General features: G+C 57.1%; 16 protein-coding genes and 1 pseudogene. 14 read left to right on the top strand and 3 right to left on the bottom strand.

Translation table 11 applies throughout. The features are described 5' to 3' along the window. Positions 1-8: 8 nt before the first annotated feature. The gene (locus CU102_RS25585; protein WP_106713916.1) at positions 9-2,105 is read right to left on the bottom strand and encodes a bifunctional rhamnulose-1-phosphate aldolase/short-chain dehydrogenase; all 2,097 of its coding nucleotides are present in this window, start codon (positions 2,103-2,105) and stop codon (positions 9-11) included. Between the two features lie 212 nt (positions 2,106-2,317). Here CU102_RS25585 and CU102_RS25580 point away from each other — a divergent pair, with 212 nt between their 5' ends. From CU102_RS25580 to CU102_RS25550, 7 genes are all read left to right on the top strand, one after another. After that, the gene (locus tag CU102_RS25580) at positions 2,318-3,127 is read left to right on the top strand and encodes a DeoR/GlpR family DNA-binding transcription regulator (RefSeq protein WP_106713891.1); all 810 of its coding nucleotides are present in this window, start codon (positions 2,318-2,320) and stop codon (positions 3,125-3,127) included. A gap of 52 nt (positions 3,128-3,179) precedes the next feature. Beyond that, positions 3,180-4,175, top strand: a complete 996-nt coding sequence (gene rhaS / locus CU102_RS25575) for a rhamnose ABC transporter substrate-binding protein (protein WP_106713890.1) — start codon at positions 3,180-3,182, stop codon at positions 4,173-4,175. A 66-nt stretch (positions 4,176-4,241) separates the two neighbouring features. Continuing rightward, entirely contained in the window at positions 4,242-5,762 is a 1,521-nt protein-coding gene (locus CU102_RS25570; RefSeq protein WP_106713889.1) for a sugar ABC transporter ATP-binding protein, read from the top strand. Positions 5,763-5,771: 9 nt separating this feature from the next. Then, complete coding sequence (locus tag CU102_RS25565; protein ID WP_106713888.1) at positions 5,772-6,773, top strand: ABC transporter permease; 1,002 nt, start codon at positions 5,772-5,774, stop codon at positions 6,771-6,773. Next, complete coding sequence (locus CU102_RS25560; protein WP_106713887.1) at positions 6,770-7,771, top strand: ABC transporter permease; 1,002 nt, start codon at positions 6,770-6,772, stop codon at positions 7,769-7,771. The genes CU102_RS25565 and CU102_RS25560 overlap by 4 nt, the downstream gene beginning before the upstream one ends. Then, positions 7,768-8,091, top strand: coding sequence for an L-rhamnose mutarotase (gene rhaM / locus CU102_RS25555; RefSeq protein ID WP_106713886.1), 324 nt, complete (start codon positions 7,768-7,770; stop codon positions 8,089-8,091). Before CU102_RS25560 ends, rhaM begins: the two co-directional genes overlap by 4 nt. Before the next feature lie 4 nt (positions 8,092-8,095). Next, positions 8,096-9,463: an FGGY-family carbohydrate kinase gene (locus tag CU102_RS25550; protein WP_106713885.1), complete on the top strand. Its 1,368-nt coding sequence runs from the start codon at positions 8,096-8,098 to the stop codon at positions 9,461-9,463. A gap of 49 nt (positions 9,464-9,512) precedes the next feature. On the opposite strand, the gene CU102_RS25545 is transcribed toward CU102_RS25550, so the two are convergent. Beyond that, positions 9,513-10,838, bottom strand: a complete 1,326-nt coding sequence (locus tag CU102_RS25545) for a dicarboxylate/amino acid:cation symporter (protein ID WP_166648565.1) — start codon at positions 10,836-10,838, stop codon at positions 9,513-9,515. A gap of 243 nt (positions 10,839-11,081) precedes the next feature. On the opposite strand from CU102_RS25545, the gene CU102_RS25540 reads away from it, so the two are divergent. Further along, on the top strand, positions 11,082-12,938 hold the full coding sequence (locus tag CU102_RS25540) for a sensor histidine kinase (RefSeq protein ID WP_106713884.1): 1,857 nt from the start codon (positions 11,082-11,084) through the stop codon (positions 12,936-12,938). Next, entirely contained in the window at positions 12,938-14,293 is a 1,356-nt protein-coding gene (locus CU102_RS25535; RefSeq protein ID WP_106713883.1) for a sigma-54-dependent transcriptional regulator, read from the top strand. The genes CU102_RS25540 and CU102_RS25535 overlap by 1 nt, the downstream gene beginning before the upstream one ends. Positions 14,294-14,309: 16 nt before the next feature. Here the strand turns inward: CU102_RS25535 and CU102_RS25530 are convergent, their stop codons facing one another. After that, complete coding sequence (locus CU102_RS25530) at positions 14,310-15,329, bottom strand: LacI family DNA-binding transcriptional regulator (protein ID WP_106713914.1); 1,020 nt, start codon at positions 15,327-15,329, stop codon at positions 14,310-14,312. 248 nt (positions 15,330-15,577) lie between these two features. Here CU102_RS25530 and CU102_RS25525 point away from each other — a divergent pair, with 248 nt between their 5' ends. The 5 genes and pseudogenes from CU102_RS25525 to CU102_RS25505 all read left to right on the top strand — a co-directional run. Next, a complete protein-coding gene (locus CU102_RS25525; protein ID WP_106713882.1) occupies positions 15,578-16,558 on the top strand; it encodes an ABC transporter substrate-binding protein in 981 nt (326 codons plus the stop codon). Positions 16,559-16,661: 103 nt separating this feature from the next. Then, on the top strand, positions 16,662-18,200 hold the full coding sequence (locus tag CU102_RS25520) for a sugar ABC transporter ATP-binding protein (RefSeq protein ID WP_106713881.1): 1,539 nt from the start codon (positions 16,662-16,664) through the stop codon (positions 18,198-18,200). After that, positions 18,197-19,192: an ABC transporter permease gene (locus CU102_RS25515; protein WP_106713880.1), complete on the top strand. Its 996-nt coding sequence runs from the start codon at positions 18,197-18,199 to the stop codon at positions 19,190-19,192. The genes CU102_RS25520 and CU102_RS25515 overlap by 4 nt, the downstream gene beginning before the upstream one ends. Then, a complete protein-coding gene (locus CU102_RS25510) occupies positions 19,189-20,163 on the top strand; it encodes an ABC transporter permease (RefSeq protein WP_106713879.1) in 975 nt (324 codons plus the stop codon). Before CU102_RS25515 ends, CU102_RS25510 begins: the two co-directional genes overlap by 4 nt. A 79-nt stretch (positions 20,164-20,242) precedes the next feature. Further along, positions 20,243-20,687 (top strand): annotated as a pseudogene (locus CU102_RS25505) (homoserine dehydrogenase); the annotation flags it as partial.

Below are 20,687 nucleotides of genomic sequence, written 5' to 3'. Positions count from 1 at the left end.
AGACAATGCTATCGCGTGAAGCTTTGCGCATTACCTGCGTCGACATTGATGATATTCCCGGTCGACTTGGCAGACGCGTCCGAGGCGAGGAAATAAATCGCTTCGGCGATGTCTTCCGGAAGAACGTTGAGCTTCAACAATGACCGCTTGCGATAGTGTTCTTCGAGCTCGTCGACCTGCAGGTTGGAAGAGGCGGCACGTTGCTCGCGCCATTCGCCGTTCCAAATCTTGGAGCCACGCAGCACTGCGTCCGGATTGACCGTGTTGACGCGAATGCCGGCTTCCGCGCCTTCGAGCGCAAGACAGCGAGCAAGATGGATTTCCGCGGCTTTCGCTGCACAATAGGCGCTGGCGTTGGGGGATGCGGCGAGGCCATTTTTGGACGCAACGAACACGACGTTGCCTCCGATCTTCTGCCGCCGGAACAGGCGAAATGCCTCGCGCGAGACCAGGAAGTAGCCCGTCGCGAGAATGTCCATGTTGCGAGTCCACATCGAAAGCTCAGTCGTCTCGATCGGAGCCGAGGATGCAATGCCAGCGTTCGAAACAAGAATATCGACACCGCCGAACTCGACCGACGCATCGGCATAGCTGGCTATGACTGCAACCTCGTCTGTGACGTTCAACTGCAGGCTGCGCACCGCATCTTCACTATATCGCTTGGCGAACTCCTCGTACGTGGCTTTGAGGGCTTCCGCGTCGATATCGGCCAGGACGACACACGCCCCCTCACCCAATAGCCGCTCGGCAGTTGCGCGTCCGATCCCGCCGGCACCCCCGGTGACGAACGCGACGCGACCTGCCAGCGACTTAGGCTTCGGCATGCGCTGCAGCTTGGCCTCTTCGAGCAACCAGTATTCGATGTCGAATGCCTCCTGCTCGGGTAGCCCCTGATACTCGGAGACCGACGAGGCGCCGCGCATGACATTGATGGCGTTGACATAGAATTCACCCGCGATACGCGCGGTAGCCTTGTCCCTGGCAAATGACAGCATGCCCACGCCCGGGATGAGGAAGATCACGGGGTTGGGGTCGCGCATGGCCGGCGAATTGGCATGTTTGCAGTCGTTGTAATAGCGGGCATAGTCTGCACGATATGCCTCTAGTGCATTATCGAGGGATGCCACAACGGCATCGGCGTCTGGGTCTGCCGGGTCGAAATCGAGCACCAGCGGCCGGATTTTTGTCCGCAGAAAATGGTCGGGGCAGCTGGTGCCGAGTGCTGCGAGCGGGCGCAATGCCTTTGAGTTGACGAATTCAAGTACGGCTGTCTGATCGTCGAAGTGACCAAGCTTGCGTTCTGATACGCCAATCTTGCCGCGAATTTCAGGCATGAGCCTTGCTGCGATAGTCCTGCGCGCGGCAGCATCAAGGCTCTCAGTTGTGCTTCCGCCAAAGACCGATTTGCCGGACGTTTTCTGGTCGAACCAGACGATGGCCTTGTTGATGATTTCAAGCGTGAGTTCGTAGCATTCCTTGGCGTCGTTCGCCCAGGTGAAGAGACCGTGGCTCTCGAGAACCACGCCTTTGGATTTCGGGTGTGCAGCCACATAAGCGCCGAGATCGAGGCCAAGCTGGAACCCTGGGCGGCGCCAGGGCAGCCAGCCGATGTCGTCGCCAAAGATCTCATTCGTCAGTTCGCGCGAGTTCTTTGATGCAGCAATGGCAATGATCGCATCAGGATGCATGTGGTCCACATGCTTGAAGGGAACGTATCCATGCAATGGCGTATCGATAGACGCCGCGCGGCTGTTGAGATTGAAAGTGCAATGCGGCAGGAAGCCCACCATCCGGTCTTCATCCTCAACGCCCCTGTAGATCGACTTCAGCGACTGCAGCTTCTCCATATACAAGGTCGCAAAGCCGTCGAGTTTGATCGTACCGACATCACCGCCTGACCCCTTGACCCATAGCACATCGACCGATCTCCCGGTCAGGGGATCCGTCTCGGCGATCTTCGCAGACGTGTTGCCGCCGCCGTAATTGGTGATGCGCTTATCGGCTCCGAGCAGATTTGAACGATAGAGCAGCTTGCCGGGCTCATCCAGGCCAGCAGCCTTCTGATCATCCCAACGATTATCCAGAAGTTGGATCCTGTCTGCCATACTGTCCTCCCGATAGTTCATGTCGCCGCGCGCGCCGCAGCTGCCGCGATTTACCATAGCTATGGAGCAGAACGGGTTTTAATGTCAATCAGAAACGATCATAATCAATCATAATTTGGCAATTGTGCAGTGCAATATGAAATTATTTGACTGAAGTTGATTGACACTGATCATATATTTGCGCAATAGATTGTCGCAGGAGGAGAACCAAGATGCATGAGCGTGAGCGTCACCGTATCATTCTGAGCGCTGTTCAGGAAAAGCCGGTCATCACCATTCAGGACATTGCGGACCTGACCGAAGCTTCAGAGGCAACGATCCGCCGTGACATCGCCTCACTCCATGTCAAAGGTAAGTTGCGCCGGGTGCGTGGTGGCGCCGAGGCAGTACATCCGCCTCAATTAACGCCCCTCGCCGGCCGTCATTTCCACGTTTCCGAATCCGAAAATGCTGACAAGAAGCGGGCAATCGCCCGAGAGGCCGTGGCCCTGTGCGAGGAGGGCGACGCCATTATCATCAATGGCGGGACGACCACCTTTCAGATGGTGCATTTTCTCTCCTCTCGCCGCCTGCAGGTCATGACCAATTCCTTTGCCATCGCCGAGCACCTGGTGAAGAACTCCAAAAGTTCAGTCACCGTCCCGGGTGGTGCGATTTACCGTGAGCAGAGCATTATCCTCTCGCCATTCGATAACGACGTGACGCGAAATTTCTACGGCAAGCGCATGTTCATGGGTTCGCAGGGCGTCGGGCCCTTTGGGGTGATGGAATCCGACGCGCTGATCATCCAGGGCGAGCAGAAGTTGATCAATCAGGCCGATGAGTTGGTGCTGCTGGTCGATTCGACAAAATTTGCCCGGCGGTCGAGTCTGATCCTCTGTCCGCTGCAGCGTGTGACAACCATCATCACCGACGAAGGTATTTCGGACGGGGATCGGAAAATGGTGGAGGATGCCGGCATTCAGCTCATCATTGCGAAGGTCAATCAGGACAAGGCAAGAAATTCCGTCTCAGTTGCGTGAGCGCTGCGGCGGACAAGGCAAGTAAGTGGTTCAATCTCTGGGAGGACAGATTATGAAACTTTTGAAGAAACTCGCATTGGGATCGGCACTGGCCCTTGCCATGCTGGCATCGCAGGCGCAGGCCGAAACGGTCAAGATCGGCCTCGTCGTCAAATCGCTTGGCAACGGCTTCTTCGAAGCCGCCAACAAGGGTGCGCAGGAAGCCGCGAAGGAACTTGGTGACGTCGAGGTCATTTATACGGGCCCGACATCCACGACGGCCGAAGGGCAGATCGAAGTCATCAATGCGCTGATCGCTCAGAACGTCAATGCGATTGCCGTGTCAGCCAATGACCCTGATGCGCTGGTACCGGCTTTGAAGAAGGCGGCGGCGCGTGGGATCAAGGTCATCTCGTGGGATTCAGCAGTGGCCAAGGACGGACGCATCATGCATCTCAATCCGTCCTCCAATGAACTGATCGGCAAGATGTGCCTGCAGCTCGCGGCGAACCACCTAAAGGACGGCAAGGGCGATTTCGCCATCCTGTCCGCAACGACAACCTCGACCAACCAGAATACCTGGATCGAGGAGATGAAAAAGCAGTTGCCGAACTTCCCTGGTCTCAATCTGGTCACCACCGTCTACGGTGACGACCTTTCCGACAAGAGCTACCGTGAGGCGCAGGGCCTCCTGACCTCACAGCCGAACGTGAAGGTAATCGTTGCTCCAACCACAGTTGGCGTTCTTGCTGCATCCCAGGCTGTCGCTGATGCCAAGAAGATCGGCGATGTCTACGTAACGGGTCTCGGTCTGCCTTCCGAAATGGCTGGCGCCATCAAATCGGGGGCGACGAAGGAATTCGCAATCTGGAATCCGATCGATCTCGGTTATTCGGCTACCGAAATCGCCTATCGCCTGGTCAAGGGCGAATCCGACGGTGCACCGGGAAGCGAAATCGAAGCCGGACGCATGGGCAAGATCAAGATTGGCGACAACGGCGAGGCAGCCATGGCTGATCCATTCGTTTACGACGCCAAGAATATCGACGAGTTCTCCAAGATCTTCTGATCCTGAGAACTTGCTATCGGCTCGGCGGACTTTCCGCCGGGCACATTTTCTCTTGCGGTATGATCAATGAATCAAATTTCCCTGTCCGAGCCTTTGCTGGAGACGCCACTTCTGGAGATGCGGGGCATTTCCAAGTCGTTCCCCGGCGTCAAGGCGCTCAACGACGTCAATATCGCCCTGTACGCTGGCAAGGTGACGGCGCTTATCGGTGAAAATGGTGCGGGGAAATCGACACTCGTCAAGATACTGACCGGAATCTACCAATCGGACGAAGGTGAAATTCATGTCGACGGTTCGCCGGTAGCTTTTGCCAACGCACAGGACGCGATCGACTTCGGTGTCACGGCCATCCATCAGGAGACGGTACTGTTCGACGAGTTGTCTGTCGCCGAGAACATCTTCCTTGGCCATGCGCCCAAGACACGGCTCGGCTTCGTTAACTGGAAGGCAGTGAATGCGCGCGCCCTCGCCCTTTTGCACTCGCTTGAGAGCAATATCGATCCGCGCACACGGCTAAAGGATCTGTCTATCGCTCAACGCCATCTGGTGGCAATTGCACGGGCCCTCTCTGTCGATGCCCGCATCGTCATTATGGATGAGCCGACCGCAGCACTGTCGCGCAAGGAGGTTGATGACCTGTTCCAGATCGTCAAACGCCTCAAATCGCACGGCAAGGCCATTCTTTTCATCAGCCACAAATTTGATGAGGTCTACGAGATCGCTGACAATTTTGCCGTCTTCCGTGATGGAAAGGCGGTCGGCAGCGGTGTTCTGGCCGGCGTGGCACAGGACGAGATCGTGCGACTAATGGTTGGCCGCTCGATCGAACACGCCTTCCCGAAGGTAGCCATTCCTCTGGGGGAGGCCGTTCTTTCCGTCGAGAATTACACGCATCCAACCGAGTTTCGCGATATCACCTTTGCGCTCAAGAAGGGCGAGATATTCGGGATTTATGGCCTTGTCGGCGCCGGCCGCTCGGAGATCTGCCAGTCGTTGTTCGGCGTCACAAGGCCGTCCGGCGGTACACTGAAGCTCGACGGCAAGGAGATCGTGATCCGCTCGCCCGGTGATGCTATCAAGGCCGGAATCGTCTATGTGCCGGAAGAGCGCGGCCGCCATGGTGCCGTGCTGCAACTGCCCATCTACCAGAACATTTCGCTGCCATCCTTGGTGCGTACGTCGCGTTCGGGCTTCCTGCGGGCCGCGGAGGAATTTGCCCTGGCGCGAAAATATGCCGAGCGCTTCGACCTCAGAGCCGCTGCGCTCTCTGTGCCCGTCGGGACACTCTCCGGCGGCAACCAGCAGAAAGTAGTCATCGGCAAGTGGCTCGCGACACATCCGAAGATTCTGATCCTGGACGAGCCGACCAAGGGCATCGACATTGGCTCCAAGGCCGCAGTTCACGCCTTCATCAGTGAGCTCGCGGGTGAAGGTCTCAGCATCATTATGGTCTCTTCGGAATTGCCCGAGATCTTGGGCATGTCGGATCGGGTTCTCGTCATGCGCGAGGGTCTGTCGGCAGGCATATACGAGCGTGATCATATGAGCGCTGAGGCGCTGGTTCGCGCCGCAACCGGCAATGCGTAAGGACGAAAGATGGTCACGCAATTATTCAAATATCGCGAGATGCTGCTGGTGGTCATCATAGCAGTTTTGCTCGCTGCGTTCTCCGCGCGCTCGCCTGGCTTCGCAAGAGCGGGCAACCTTGCCAACATATTCAACGACACGTCCATTCTGATCATTCTTGCGCTTGGGCAGATGACGGTGATCCTGACGAAATCCATTGATCTGTCGGTTGCGGCGAACGTGGCGTTCACTGGTATGGCCATAGGCATGCTTAATGCGGGTTATCCGCAACTTCCACTTATATTGATCATCCTCGTAGCGATCGGCATCGGAGCCGTACTCGGCGCTATCAATGGCCTTTTTGTCTGGAAGCTCAACATCCCGTCGATCGTCGTTACACTTGGTACGCTCACGATCTATCGCGGCATGGCCTTTGTTCTATCCGGCGGGACGTGGGTGAATGCACACCAGATGACGGAACCGTTCCTGCAAACGCCGCGGCAGCTGGTTCTCGGCCTGCCTGTGCTGGGCTGGACCGCCATAATCGTTATGGCGTTGATGTATCTCGTGATTTCACGCACGTTTCTTGGCCGGGCGATCTATGCCTCCGGCGGCAATCCGACGGCGGCTGTCTATGCGGGCATCGATGTCGGACGCACACGGTTCTTTGCGTTCGTCATTTCCGGCACACTCGCTGGCCTGTGCGCTTATCTTTGGGTATCGCGTTATGCGGTTGCTTATGTCGATATAGCAGCAGGCTTCGAACTCGATACCGTTGCCGCCTGCGTCATCGGGGGTATCTCGACACTTGGAGGGATTGGTTCTGTAGCTGGTGCGGTCCTCGGTGCACTGTTTCTGGGTGTCATCAAGAATGCGCTGCCGGTCATCAACATTTCACCCTTCGCGCAGATGGCGATTTCTGGATCCGTGATCATTGCCGCAGTGATCTTCAATGCGCGGCAGGAGCGCCGTCGCGGCCGCATTATCCTGCGTGACCGCGGCGCATCGGAACAGATCGAGGTGACAGCATGAGTGCAGTGTCCGAAACGCGGCACATTCCGGATCGCCTAGGCACATCCACGACCCGGCTATTCGCCAGCTGGGAAGCCCTGCTGTTCGCCGTGGCCGTTTTGATTTTCATCGCCAACTCACTGGCTTCTCCCTATTTCCTCAATGCATGGAATCTTTCTGACGCCACGTTCAATTTCACTGAGAAGGCCATGGTTGCGTTCGCAATGGCTCTCCTGATCATCTCGGGGGAGATCGACCTCTCGGTCGCCGCGATCATCGCGCTTGCCTCGACTGCCATGGGTGCCGCAGCGCAGGCAGGGATCGGCACGCCTGGTCTCGTTGCCATCGGGATAGGCGTTGGTATCGGCTGCGGCGCTATCAACGGGATACTGGTCGCAGGTCTGCGTCTTCCTTCGATTGTTGTCACCATCGGCACGATGAGCCTCTTCCGCGGCATCGCATACATTGTCCTTGGCGACAAGGCCTATGGTGGCTATCCGGCGTCCTTCGCCTATTTCGGGCAAGGATATGTCTTCTGGGTCATATCCTTCGAGTTCGTTCTGTTTCTTCTGTTTGCAATTCTATTTGCGGTCCTGCTGCATGCCACCAATTTTGGCCGCAGGGTGTATGCGATCGGCAATAATGAATTCGCAGCACGGTTCTCCGGTATTCGCGTCGAGCGTATCAAGTTCATCCTGTTCGTCCTGACCGGTTTGATGTCGGGCATTGCGGCCGTCTGCCTGACATCGCGTCTCGGCTCGACGCGTCCTTCAATCGCGCAGGGCTGGGAGCTGGAGATCGTTACTATGGTGGTGCTCGGCGGTATCTCCATTCTTGGCGGCTCCGGAACCATAGGCGGCGTCGTGATCGCGGCGTTTGTCATGGGCCTTGTTACATTTGGCCTCGGCCTCCTGAACGTACCTGGCATCGTGATGTCGATTTTCATCGGCCTGCTTTTGATCGTCACCATCACCCTGCCAATCATCATCAGGCGATTCAGGCACAGGAAACACGCATGAGCGCTACAGAAAGATATGCGTTCACTATGACGCTCAATCCCGGCATGGAAGCGGAATACAAACGGCGTCACGAGGAGATCTGGCCAGAACTCGTCGATCTGCTGCACGCGGCAGGTGTGAGCGACTATTCGATCCATCTCGACCGCGCCAGCAACACTCTCTTCGGTGTGCTGACCCGCCCGGCCGGCCACAACATGGACGGCCTGCCTGACCATCCGGTGATGAAGAAATGGTGGGCGCATATGGCCGATATCATGGTAACCAACCCAGACAACTCACCTCTGCAGACTGAGCTTGTCTGCCTGTTCCATATGGCCTGACGGCATGAGCAGTTATCGTCGCATAGCGGTCATCGATGTCGGGAAAACCAATGCCAAGCTGGTGGTGGTCGATGCCGTAACCGGAACAGAAGTGGCCTCGCGTAGTACGCGGAACAGCGTTGTCGAGGAAGGCCCTTATCCGCACTACGACGTAGAAGCCCTCTGGGGATTCTTCGCCGAGTCCCTTGCCGGTTTCGCTAGATCGCCCGGCTTCGATGCGATTTCCGTAACCGCGCATGGCGCTTCCGCCGCGCTGCTCGGTGAAAACGGATTGGCAATGCCGGTGATCGATTACGAGTATAACTATCCAGATGAAGTGCGTGCAGCCTACAAGGCGCTGCGGCCAGACTTTTCCGAGACGCGTTCACCCTTTCTCTCTGGCGGCCTCAATGTCGGAGCACAGATACACTACCAGAAAACGCAGTTTCCGGAGCAGTTTGGTAAAGTCAGATCTATCGTGACCTATGCGCAGTACTGGGTGTGGCGATTGACCGGAGTTGCGGTGAATGAAGTCACGTCTCTGGGATGCCATACGGATTTGTGGAACCCTGAGCTGGGTGAATATTCGAGTCTGGTCGATAAGCTGGGATTGCGCCCGCTAATGGCCCCGACCCGATCCGCCTTCGATAAAATCGGAGATCTGCGCCTACCTTTGGCGAGGCAAACCGGGATTGACGGGGCTGTTCCGGTCTATTGCGGTATTCACGACTCAAACGCGACGCTGCTGCCACACCTGATCAGCAGGAAGTCGCCTTTTGCAGTTGTCTCGACCGGAACCTGGGTTGTGTCCTTTGCCGTTGGTGGAAGGCTCGGCCAACTCGATCCCGCCCGGGACACGCTTGCCAATGTCGACGCCTTTGGCAAGGCGGTGCCGTCGGCCCGGTTCATGGGCGGACGCGAATTCGATATCTTGACAGGTGGCAATCCGTCCGAACCGGGTGCGGAGGCACTGGACGGGGTGATCCGCGACCAGTTCATGATCTTGCCAAGCGTCGTGCAGGGTTCCGGCCCCTACCCTGCCCGCGAAGCAATTTTGCTGAACGGCAAGTCGCGTTCGGTCGCAGAACAGAGCGCAGCCGCCTCGCTTTATACGGCGCTGATGACGAACATCTGTCTTGAGCTCATCGGGGCCGCCGGTCCGACAATCGTCGAAGGGCCTTTTGCCCGCAATCGAACCTATTTGTCAGCTCTCAAATCTCTGACCGATCGCGAGGTCATCGCCCTGCCCGGCTCGACCGGTACCAGCCTCGGTGCCGCGATGCTTGCTGGCGCAGAATGCTCGATGGAGCCAGCCATTGAAGAAGTCGTACCGCTCGGCGATGCCTTCGATGTGTATGCGCAAAACTGGCTCGCGAATCTGCGATCCCAATGAAAAAGGCGGGCGCTAGGCCCGCCTCTCTCACATTCACGTCTTGGCCAGGTTAGTTGGCGAGAACGAGAGCATCCTCATCGACGACGTCGCCGTTCATGGCCTGCGCCAGCTTGTTCGTATCCAGCTCGCCTTCCCAGCGTGCTACAACGATTGTGGCGACCGCATTGCCAACCAGATTGGTAAGAGCACGGCATTCGGACATGAAACGGTCGATGCCAAGGATGAGTGCCATGCCGGCGACCGGCACCGCTGGAACGACGGACAATGTGGCTGCCAGTGTGATGAATCCCGCGCCGGTGATTCCTGCCGCACCCTTGGAGCTCAGCATGGCTACAAGCAGAAGCAGCACCTGGTCGGTCAGGGTAAGCGGCGTGTTCGTTGCCTGGGCAATGAACAGTGCGGCCAGTGTCATGTAGATGTTGGTTCCGTCGAGATTGAACGAGTAGCCGGTTGGGATAACGAGGCCGACCACGGACTTCTTGCAGCCAGCCTTTTCCATCTTTGCCATCAGTGTCGGCAGCGCAGCTTCCGATGAACTGGTGCCGAGGACAAGCAGGAGCTCTTCCTTGATGTAACGGATCAGAGCCAGGATGGAAAAACCGTTATACCAGGCGACCGCGCCGAGAATGACCAGCACAAACAGCAGCGATGTCAGATAGAAGGTCCCGATGAGGAAGATCAGGTTGGCGACGGATCCAATACCGTATTTGCCGATGGTGAAGGCCATCGCACCGAAGGCGCCAATCGGAGCCGCCTTCATCAGAATGGCAACGAGTTTGAACACTGGAGCGGCCAGCGTCTGCAGGAAATTGGTCACAGGCTCAGCTTTCTCGCCGACCATGGCGAGAGAAAGACCGAACAGCACCGAGAAGAACAGGACCTGCAGAATATCGCCCGATGCGAAAGCACCAACGATTGTCGTGGGTATGATATTGGTCAGGAAGCCAACGATGCTTTGTTCGTGTGCCTGTTGTGTATATGTGGCAACGGCTTTCGGATCGAGCGTGGCCGCGTCGATGTTCATGCCCGCGCCAGGCTGCACGACATTGGCAACGATAAGCCCAACAATAAGTGCCAGGGTCGAAAACGTCAGGAAGTAGAGCATCGCCTTTCCGGCAACACGCCCCACTTTTTTCAAATCGCTCATTCCGGCAATGCCGGTCGATACGGTCAGGAAAATGACGGGCGCAATGATCATCTTCACGAGTTTGATGAATGCATCACCTAGTGGCTTCATGCTGGTACCGATATCCGGATAGAAGTGACCGAGCAGGATGCCGATGGTGATCGCAACGATCACCTGGAAATAAAGATGGGCGTAAAGTGGTGTCTTGCCGCGCGGCTGCGGCGCTGCGTTAATTGTCACAGGACTCATGACTTCCTCCATGATGTGAGCCGCGTCTGGCAGAATCACCTGTCAGCCTCCCGGGCTCTGTTACCAGGGCCGCTCAGCCGACCCTGCCACTACTTCTGCAAGTCGTGTGCCAATCCTGAAAAAATTTATAAGTTGTTGAAATAATGTGTCTTTTAAATTTCTTGCACAATACGGTTATCTGGATGTGTGCGGATATCCGCACGGTCGTCTTGTAGTTTGTGCGAATATCTGCACAATAATAATATGGATAATCCGGCGGCGGTATTGCGAGAGCCAAGGCTTCGTGAGGGCACAACAGGCCTTGTTGTGAAGCTCGTCTACGGCATGATCGCGCTGACGATCGTTGCGGGCGCGCTGCGCATTGCCAATGATTACGGCCGCAATCGTGCCTACGAAACACTGCAGTCGCGCGCCCAGGGCAGTGCCGAACTCAACGCTGTGTTGCTGCGCACCGTGCTGGAGAAGCAACGGTCGCTACCCTTCGTGCTTTCACAAGATCGCGACGTCATCAGTGCGCTGTCGTCGCGTAGCGGAAGCATGCTGCAACTGGTCAATCGCAAATTCGAAAGCCTGATCCCGGGAACACGTTCGGCAGTCATCTATCTACTGGATGCGGATGGCCTGGCGCTTGCGGCCAGCAACTGGCGTGAACCGACAAGTTTCGTTGGTACCAACTATAGTTTCCGTCCCTATTTCACCGGCGCCGTGTCTGCGGGCAGCGCCGAACATTATGCCCTCGGAACCGTCAGCAAGCGTCCCGGCCTCTATATTTCGAGGCGTATAGACGGTCCCTTGGGCTTGCTCGGCGTCATCGTCGTCAAGCTTGAGTTTGATGAGCTTGAGGCGGACTGGCGCCGAAACAGCGACCCAACGCTGGTCGTCGATCAGCGAGGTATTGTCCTGGTCACGAGTTTCCCTGAATGGCGTTTTATGACCAAGGGTGAAGTTCCGGCCGACCGGCTGGGTCCGATCCGCGAAAGCCTGCAGTTCGGCGATGCGCCGCTCAAGCCACTCGACCTTGTTCCTGCCACGCCGCAATCGATCCCCGATATTGTCCAGGCTCGACTGCCCGGTACAACAAAAGTTGAGGATTTCGTGCGCGTGCAGACGGCGGTTCCGACCACAACCTGGACCCTGCAATCGCTGACGCCGGCTGCAGCGGCCGTCGGCGATGCAACGCGAAGTGCACAATTGTTTGCATTGATTGTTCTGGCGCCGTTGCTCGGTCTGACGGCCTTCTTCCTCCGCCGCCGTGGATTGGCACAACGCCGTTCGCGTGAGCAGGAAGCGGCGCGGCTTGAGCTTGAACGGCGCGTTGTCGAACGGACAGCCGATCTCAGCACCGCACATGCGGAACTGGTGATGCAGGCCGAGGAACGCCAGAAAACCGAGGCAAAACTTCAGACAGTGCAGCAGGAGTTGGTGCAGGCAAATCGTCTCGCTATTCTGGGGCAGGTTACGGCAGGCGTCGCCCACGAAATCAATCAACCAGTTGCTGCAATTCGCTCCTATGCAGACAATGCCGGGACCTTTCTTGGCCGCAACCAGATCGAGTCTGCGAAAGATAATCTGGTGACGATTGCCGGTCTGACCGAACGCATCGGCACCATCACCGACGAGTTACGCACCTTTTCACGCAAGGGTACGGGCGATGCTGGACCGATCAGCGTCAGCGATGTGATTGAAGGCGCATTACTCCTGCTTGGCACCCGATTTCGCCAGAGGACCGATCAGATCAATACGGAAACGCCCCCGCCGCAGATCAGAGTCCATGGCAACCGCATTCGACTTGAACAGGTGTTGATCAATCTTGTGCAGAACGCGCTGGAGGCGACCGAGGGTGGCTCTGCGAGCAAGGTCACCGTACGCACCACGGTGACGGAAGACGAAGTCCAGTTGATCGTTTCCGACAATGGGCCAGGTATTCCAGAAACGATCATGCAGTCGCTGTTCACACCATTCAACACATCCAAGGATCGAGGCCTTGGCCTTGGTCTCGTCATCTGCCACGACATCATAGCAGAGTATGGCGGTCGCATTGAGGTTGAGAGCAGTGGTGCCGGAACCGAATTCACCGTTCGTCTCCCGAGGGTCGTCTGATGGATTATCTGCCGAGTATCGCCTTCGTAGACGATGACGACGATCTGCGAAATGCCAACAGGCAGACGCTTGAACTGGCCGGCTTCACCGTCGTCCCCTTTGCTGATGCATCGAGCGCTCTTCGACACCTCACTCCGGATTTTGGCGGAGTGGTCGTAACGGATATTCGCATGCCCCATATCGACGGCCTGGAGTTGTTCCGCCGCCTGCGCACGATGGACCCAGACCTGCCGGTTATCCTGATTACGGGGCATGGTGATATCGATATGGCGGTAGAGGCCATGCAGGAAGGTGCTTATGACTTCATAGCCAAGCCCTATCCGGCGGACCGTCTCGTTCAAAGTATTATGCGGGCGGTGGAGAAGCGGCGGCTCGTTATGGAAAACCGTCAGCTGCGGCTCGCTCTGGAATCGTCAGATGAAACGTTGCCGCTGATTGGCCAGACCCCCGCCATGCAGAATTTGCGCAAGACATTGCGCCATGTCGCAAACGCAGATGTCGACGTGCTGATTGCCGGCGAAACCGGCACTGGCAAGGATGTTGTGGCGAGCCTGCTACATGAATGGAGCCGGCGCCGGCAAGGCAATTTCGTTGCGCTCAATTGCGGTGCGCTGCCGGAGACAGTTATTGAAAGTGAACTCTTCGGCCATGAAGCAGGCGCTTTCACTGGAGCCCAGAAGAAGCGCGTTGGCCGAATCGAGTATGCGAGCGGCGGCACGCTTTTTCTCGACGAGATTGAAAGCATGCCGCTGTCCACGCAGGTCAAGTTGTTGCGGGTTCTGGAAACCCGTGAAATCACGCCGCTCGGTACCAACGAACATCGCCCGGTTGACCTGCGTGTCGTCGCGGCCGCGAAGGTCGATCTCGGCAGTCCAGAACAGCGCGATAATTTTCGGGAGGACCTGTATTACCGACTGAATGTGGTTACTATTTCCATTCCACCTCTGCGGGAACGCAAGGACGATGTCCCCTTGCTGTTTGTCCATTTCCTGCAACGCGCGTCGGCGAGGTTCAAAACTGAACCGCCGGAAATGACCGCGGCTGTGCGCTCGCGCATACTGGAGCACGACTGGCCAGGTAATGTGCGGGAACTCGCGCATTTTGCTGAAAGGGTTGCGTTGGGTCTGAGTGAAATCGACGGAGGGACAGTCAGTCAGTCGTCCAACAAAATGAGCTTGCCCGACGCAATGGAACAGCACGAGGCCAAACTCATTCGTGATGCCTTGAAGACAAACCGGGGCGACGTTCGCTTGACCATTGAAACGCTCGGCATCCCGCGAAAGACTTTCTACGACAAGCTGCAACGCCACGGTATCGATCGTGCCGATTATGCGAAAACGAGAACATCGGATTAAAAGGAGTAGGCCAATTTCAGTCGGCGACTGATGACCGCTCGACCAACGGACACTCTAGCTTGGTTATTGGATAGCGTCTGCCTGGGGTTCGGGCGTAGGACTCCATTTGTTCGATTGCCCAGCGGCCCATCGCGCGGTGCGGCAGGACCGAAGTTGTCAGCTGCGGATGAAGATGGCGCGAGATTTCCTCGTCGTCAAAGCCGATAACGGAAATATCTTCAGGAATTCGCAGACCCGCTTCCTTGAGCGCTTCGTAGCAGCCAATCGCGGTACGGTCGTTCTGGCAGAAGATGGCGGTCGGTCGATCCTTCAGCGCCAGCAATTCCCTGGTTGCCTCATATCCTGCACTTGCCGACCAGTCACCTTCAATTACCAGTTCCGGTTCGAATGGGATGTCAGCAGTAGCCAGCGCCCGACGATAGCCTTTCAGCCGGTCCTGCGCCGCCTCCATCCACGCCTCGCCAGTAATCGTAGCGATACGACGATGGCCATGTTGGATCAGATGCCGGGTTGAGTGCTGCCCGCCGGCGATCTCACTTGGAACAACAGCCGGAAAAGCATGGTCGGTTGTGTAACAATTGAGGAGGATGACCGGTATGTCCAGTTCGTAGACAGCTGTCGGCAGCACCACCTCGCGCGTGGAAATTGTCATGTAGATCAACGCCGAAATCCCTTGCTCCCGCAAGGATCTTATCGTGCGTGGCTCCATTTCCGGATCGTTGAGCGTTTGCGCCACAAGGATAATGTTACCAGCGTTCCACGAAGCCTGACGTGCGCCCTCGATTGCCATTACCGCGACCGCTTCCGGGCTGGTGGCGAGTTGATCGATGACAAAGCCAATCTTGCCGTCGGTCGCGGGCAGCAACCGATCCGCTGGATCGAGATGGGCGAAGGTGGGCGCTGCATAACCGAGAGACCGCGCAGCCTCGATCACGCGCTCGCGCGTTTCGGTTGCCAGCTTGATGCCCGGCGTCTTGTTCAGGACGAAAGATACAGTTGCCTGTGAACAGCCGGCAACGCGAGCAATATCAGTCATTGTCACGCGCTTGCCGATACGCTTGCGTCGAGGCGCACTACGAGCAAGCTTTGATTTCCCAGTGGTTCGATCGTCCACTGTATCGTTCATTTGTGTTTGGCCCGGCTCATGTGAATCAACAATCAAGGGCGATATTAGGTTCAGATCGCTGGACTAATCAATATAAATTATTATTGACTAATTTTTATAAGCAGCGATGATCGTTTGAGTGGGATTGCCACGAACTGAATTTCTGGGAGGAAATTTCGATGACTATCACCCGTCGGACTCTGCTGTTTACATCCGCGGTTGGGCTGGCCGCTGCTATTGTCTGTGGCAACGCCCTGGCAGACCCGGTACCGCTCAAGAAGAAAGACACTTACAAGGTTGGTTTTGCGCAGGTCGAGAGCAACAATCCGTGGCGTTTGGCCCAGACCGCCAGCATGCAAGATGAAGCCAAGAAGCGCGGGTGGCAACTCGTTTATACCGATGCTGCCGGCTCTGCAGCCAAGCAGGTTGCCGATGTCAATTCGATGATTGCCCAGGGCGTCGATCTGATCTTCCTGGCGCCACGTGAGGAAAAGCCGCTCATCCCGGCAATCAAGGCTGCAAAAAATGCCGGGATTCCGGTCATTTTGCTGGACCGGAATGTTGATGCATCCCTGGCCAAGGCCGGAGAGGACTATGTAACGTTCATTGGCTCGAACTTCATCGAGGAAGGCCAGCGTGTTGCTGATTGGCTGGTCAAAAACGCCAACGGCAAGACCACGATCATCGAACTTGAGGGCACAACCGGTTCCTCGCCGGCCAATGATCGCAAGAAGGGTTTCGATGATGTGATCGCCAAACATTCCGATTTCAAGATCGTTGCCTCGCAGACCGGCGACTTCACCCGCGACAAGGGGCGTCAGGTTGCCGAGACACTGCTCCAGGCTCACCCCGACGCCAATGTGGTTTATGCTCACAATGACGAAATGGCGATCGGTGCGATCTCCGCAATCGAAGCCGCTGGCAAGGTACCGGGCAAGGACATTCTCGTCCTGTCGATCGATGGTGGTAAGGAGGCAGTGCAGGCGGTGATTGATGGAAAGATTGCCGCAGTTGTTGAATGCAATCCGCGCTTCGGACCGAAAGCCTTCGACACGGCCGTTGCTTATGCCAATGGCGAAAAACTCCCGGATAAGATTATCAATCCCGACCAGTTCTATGATGCCAGCAATGCCAAGGATCTGCTGAGCACAGCCTATTGATTTATGACAGGGCCAGCGTTCTTATATCGAATGCTGGCCTCTCTTTCGGCGAACACCTTGCAACGTCGAAAGCTCGTCAGTTGCGCTCAGAAATGGCTTTGCAATGAACGATGACATTCTTCTGTCGATGACGGGTATCGACAAACGCTTTGCCGGAATCCCTGCCTTGTCCGGTGCGTCATTTGCTGTCGGGCGGGGCGAAGTTCATGCACTTATCGGTCAAAACGGTGCCGGCAAGTCAACGCTTATCAAGGTTTTGACGGGTTATTATCGCCGCGACGCCGGTGATGTCGCGTTCGACGGAAAACCTTTCGAGGTCTTTTCGCCGCAACTGGCGCAGGCCAGTGGCATCAGTACGATCTATCAGGAAATAAATCTTGTCCCCTACCGCTCGATCACGGAGAACATCTGCCTCGGCCGCGAGGCCAGGCACTATGGTTTGCTTGACTGGAAGCGTATGCACAAGGAAGCAGAGACGCTGTTACGGCGTTTCAATGTGCGTGTCGACGTCGATCGTCCCCTTATGGAATTCAACACCGCAACACAGCAGATGGTCGCGATAGCGCGGGCTATCGGCTTCTCGGCGAAGCTCGTCGTCATGGACGAGCCGACCTCCTCGCTTGATGATCGCGAAGTTACCGTACTGTTCGACGTTATCCGGCAGTTGAAGCAGGAAGGTGTCTCCGTCGTTTTTGTGAGCCACAAGCTGGACGAACTCTATGAGGTCTGCGACCGCGTCACGATCATGCGAGATGGCAGAACTGTGAAGACGGCGGCAATGACGGAAATCGACAAGATCGGTCTTGTCTCCTCGATGCTCGGCCGCACCATCAACCGCGCGGAGGGTCATGCCACTGCCTTCAGCGACCGCGATGAAAAGAAGATTGGCAAAGTGCTGTTGTCCGCTCAAAATCTGTCCATCAATCGGACAGTACAGGATGTATCGTTCGACGTGCGCAGCGGGGAGATTGCCGGCTTTGCAGGTCTCCTCGGGGCGGGTCGGACCGAAACGGCTCGACTTGTCTTCGGTATCGACCGGCCACGCGCAGGCATCATGCATTATGACGGACAGCAGTTCGATCCACGCTCGCCGGCCGATGCTATCGCTGCCGGCATGGGCTTTTGTACCGAGGACCGCAAGAGCGAGGGTATTGTCCCCGAGATGAGCGTCGCCGAAAACATGATGCTGGCGCTCATGCCGAAGGTGAGCAAATCCGGCGTGATCGACGAGAAAGCGCAACGCAAGATCGTCGAGCGATTCATCAGGCAGCTCGACATAAAGTGTTCCGGCCCCGACCAGAAAGTGCGCGAACTATCCGGCGGCAACCAGCAGAAGGTGCTGCTGGGACGCTGGCTGGCGATGAACCCGACCCTGCTTATTCTCGACGAACCGACTCGAGGCATCGATGTTGGTGCCAAGGGTGAGATACAATCGCTGATCAAGTCGCTTGCCGATCGGGGACTTGCGGTTTTGATGATCTCGTCGGAACTGGAAGAGGTGATTGAAGGCGCCGATCGTGTCTTTGTCCTGCGCGAAGGCATTACCGTTGCTGAGTTCGATCGCAATCAGGCCACGGAAGACGTATTGATGTCTGCAATGGCCCATGGCAACGCACCTCGGATCGTAGAGGCCGCATCGTGACTGATACCACACGGCAGCAGCGCCTGGCGAAACCGCTTGATCCCTTCGATTTTCTGGCGCGCTATGGAACAATCCTTGCGCTTGTCCTGCTGATCCTGTTCAACCTTGCCTTCACCCGCAACTTCGCCACGATGCAAACCTTGAATGTCAATCTGACGCAAGTTTGCACAATCGTGATTGTGGCCGTTGGAATGACGCTGGTCATTGCCACAGGCGGCATTGACCTTTCTGTCGGATCGTTGATGGCCATTTCCGGTGCATTGGCACCGATGATCTTTCTCGGCAAGATCGTTCCGATCGACAGTGTCGGGATTGCTGTCGTTGCCGCCATGGTCATTTCGGTCGGCGTTGCCGGCCTTTTCGGCCTGTTTAACGGCTGGCTCATCGCGAAATTCCGGATCCAGCCTATCGTCGCTACACTCGTGCTGTTCATAGCCGGGCGCGGAATTGCCCAGGTCATGACCAATGGCAACCTCCAGACTTTCCGGGTGCCGCAGTTCCAGTTCATCGGTCTTGGCCGTGTCTTCGGCGTCCCGGTTCAGGTTGTGCTCATGCTGCTACTCGTCATAGCGGCGGCGTGGGTATTGAAACGAACGGTATTCGGCCGCCAGATCATTGCCATTGGCGGCAATGAACGGGCGGCGGAACTGTCCGGCATTGCCGTGTCCACAGTAAAGCTCGTGGTCTATACAATTAGCGGGCTGTGCGCCGGCGTTGCCGGTCTTGTCGTTATCGCGATCAACTCGTCAAGCGACGCCAATCTCGTTGGATTGGGGATGGAGCTTGATGCCATCGCGGCGGTCGCAGTCGGCGGCACATTGCTGAGTGGCGGCAAGGCAACGATTGTCGGTACACTCCTTGGTGCAATGACGATCCAGCTTGTCCGTTACACGCTGCTTGCCAACGGTGTACCGGACGCAGCGGCACTGGTGGTCAAGGCGGGGATAATCGTGCTCGCGGTGTGGATCCAGCAACAAGGCAGGCGCACATGACAAGGTCACGTCTGATTTCCCTCCTCGGTAGCTATGGCGTCGTTCTGGCGTTGCTGCTGCTCATTCTCTTTGGCTGGGCCCGCTACGACAACTTTCTCGGGTTTTTCAACATCACCAGTGTCCTTCGCTACAATTCCATGTTTGCACTGGTCGCACTTGGCATGTGTTTCGTCATCATGACCGGTGGCATCGACTTGTCAGTCGGATCGACCGCTGCGCTCGGCAGTGTGGTCGCGGCGCTGGCCAGTTCGCATGGCGCCTGGATCGGCCTTGGTGCCGGTGTCGGCGCGGGCCTCTGCGTGGGCCTTGTCAATGCGATGTTGGTGACGCGCCTGCGGATCATGCCCTTTGTAGCAACGCTGGCAATGATGCTGGCTGCTAGCGGCACCGCGCTGTTGTTCGCCGAAAATCAGTCAGTCTCGGTTTCCTATGAAAGCGGGTTTACCTCGATTGGCCAGGACAATTTCCTCGGGTTTCCCATTCCCGCGTGGATTGCGATCGCGGCCTATGTCGTTGGCTGGGTCGTCCTCAATTACACCAGCACCGGCCGCGGCATACTCGCCGTCGGCGGCAATGAGGACGCAACGCGGCTGATGGGGCTTCCTGCCGACCGGATAAAGTGCCTGGTCTATCTCGCCAGTGGTGGTCTTGCGGGGCTTGCCGGTGTCATCCTCGCTTCGCAGTTTGGTGCTGGCCAACCCATCGAAGGCGTTGGTTGGGAGCTTTTCGCCATCGCTGCAGTTGTGGTGGGCGGGACCCTGTTGACAGGGGGCATGGGTTCCGTTGGTGCCACGCTGGCTGGTGTGCTGCTGCTCGGGATCCTCTTCAATGTGCTTAACTTCGAAAACGGCAAGGGCTGGATCTCGCTTTCTGCCTACTGGCAATCGGTCATCCGCGGCCTCTTCCTGCTGGTGGTCGTAATCCTGCAGGCAAAACTCTCCCGCAGTACCCTTGTAGCTCGGGAGCATTGAACCTGAGAGACTCCCAGTCTGGCTTGCCAATCGCGGTTTCCCGTCCTATGCCGGTCGGCAACGGACTGGAGGAGACATCATGGCTACGAATGTTGCACTGACGGGGTTGGCGCGGGACATGCAGGCGCGGGCGGATACGGGCCGTCCGATCCGCATCGGCCTGATCGGTTCGGGCGAGATGGGCACGGACATCGTCACGCGTGTGGCGCATATGCCCGGCATCGAGATCGGGGCGATTTCGGAACTCAACTTGCAGGGTGCGCTGAAGGCGGTCGACATCGCCTACCAGGAGGAAGGGCATTCGCGCGAGGTCTCGAATGCTTCGGCGCTCAACGCGGCGATGGAAGCGGGCAAGATCGCCATCACCGATAATGCCGACCTCATCCTTGAGAACGATCTGATCGATGTGGTCATCGATGCGACCGGGGTGCCGGCGGTCGGGGCCGAGATCGGCTTGAAGGCGATGGAGCACGGCAAGCATCTGGTCATGATGAATGTCGAGGCGGATGTGACCATCGGCGCCT

Origin of the sequence: Phyllobacterium brassicacearum (genome assembly GCF_003010955.1) — a bacterium.
Lineage (GTDB): Bacteria > Pseudomonadota > Alphaproteobacteria > Rhizobiales > Rhizobiaceae > Phyllobacterium > Phyllobacterium brassicacearum.
Note: the sequence above shows the minus strand (reverse complement) of the source record. Positions and strands in the feature narration are given on the sequence as shown.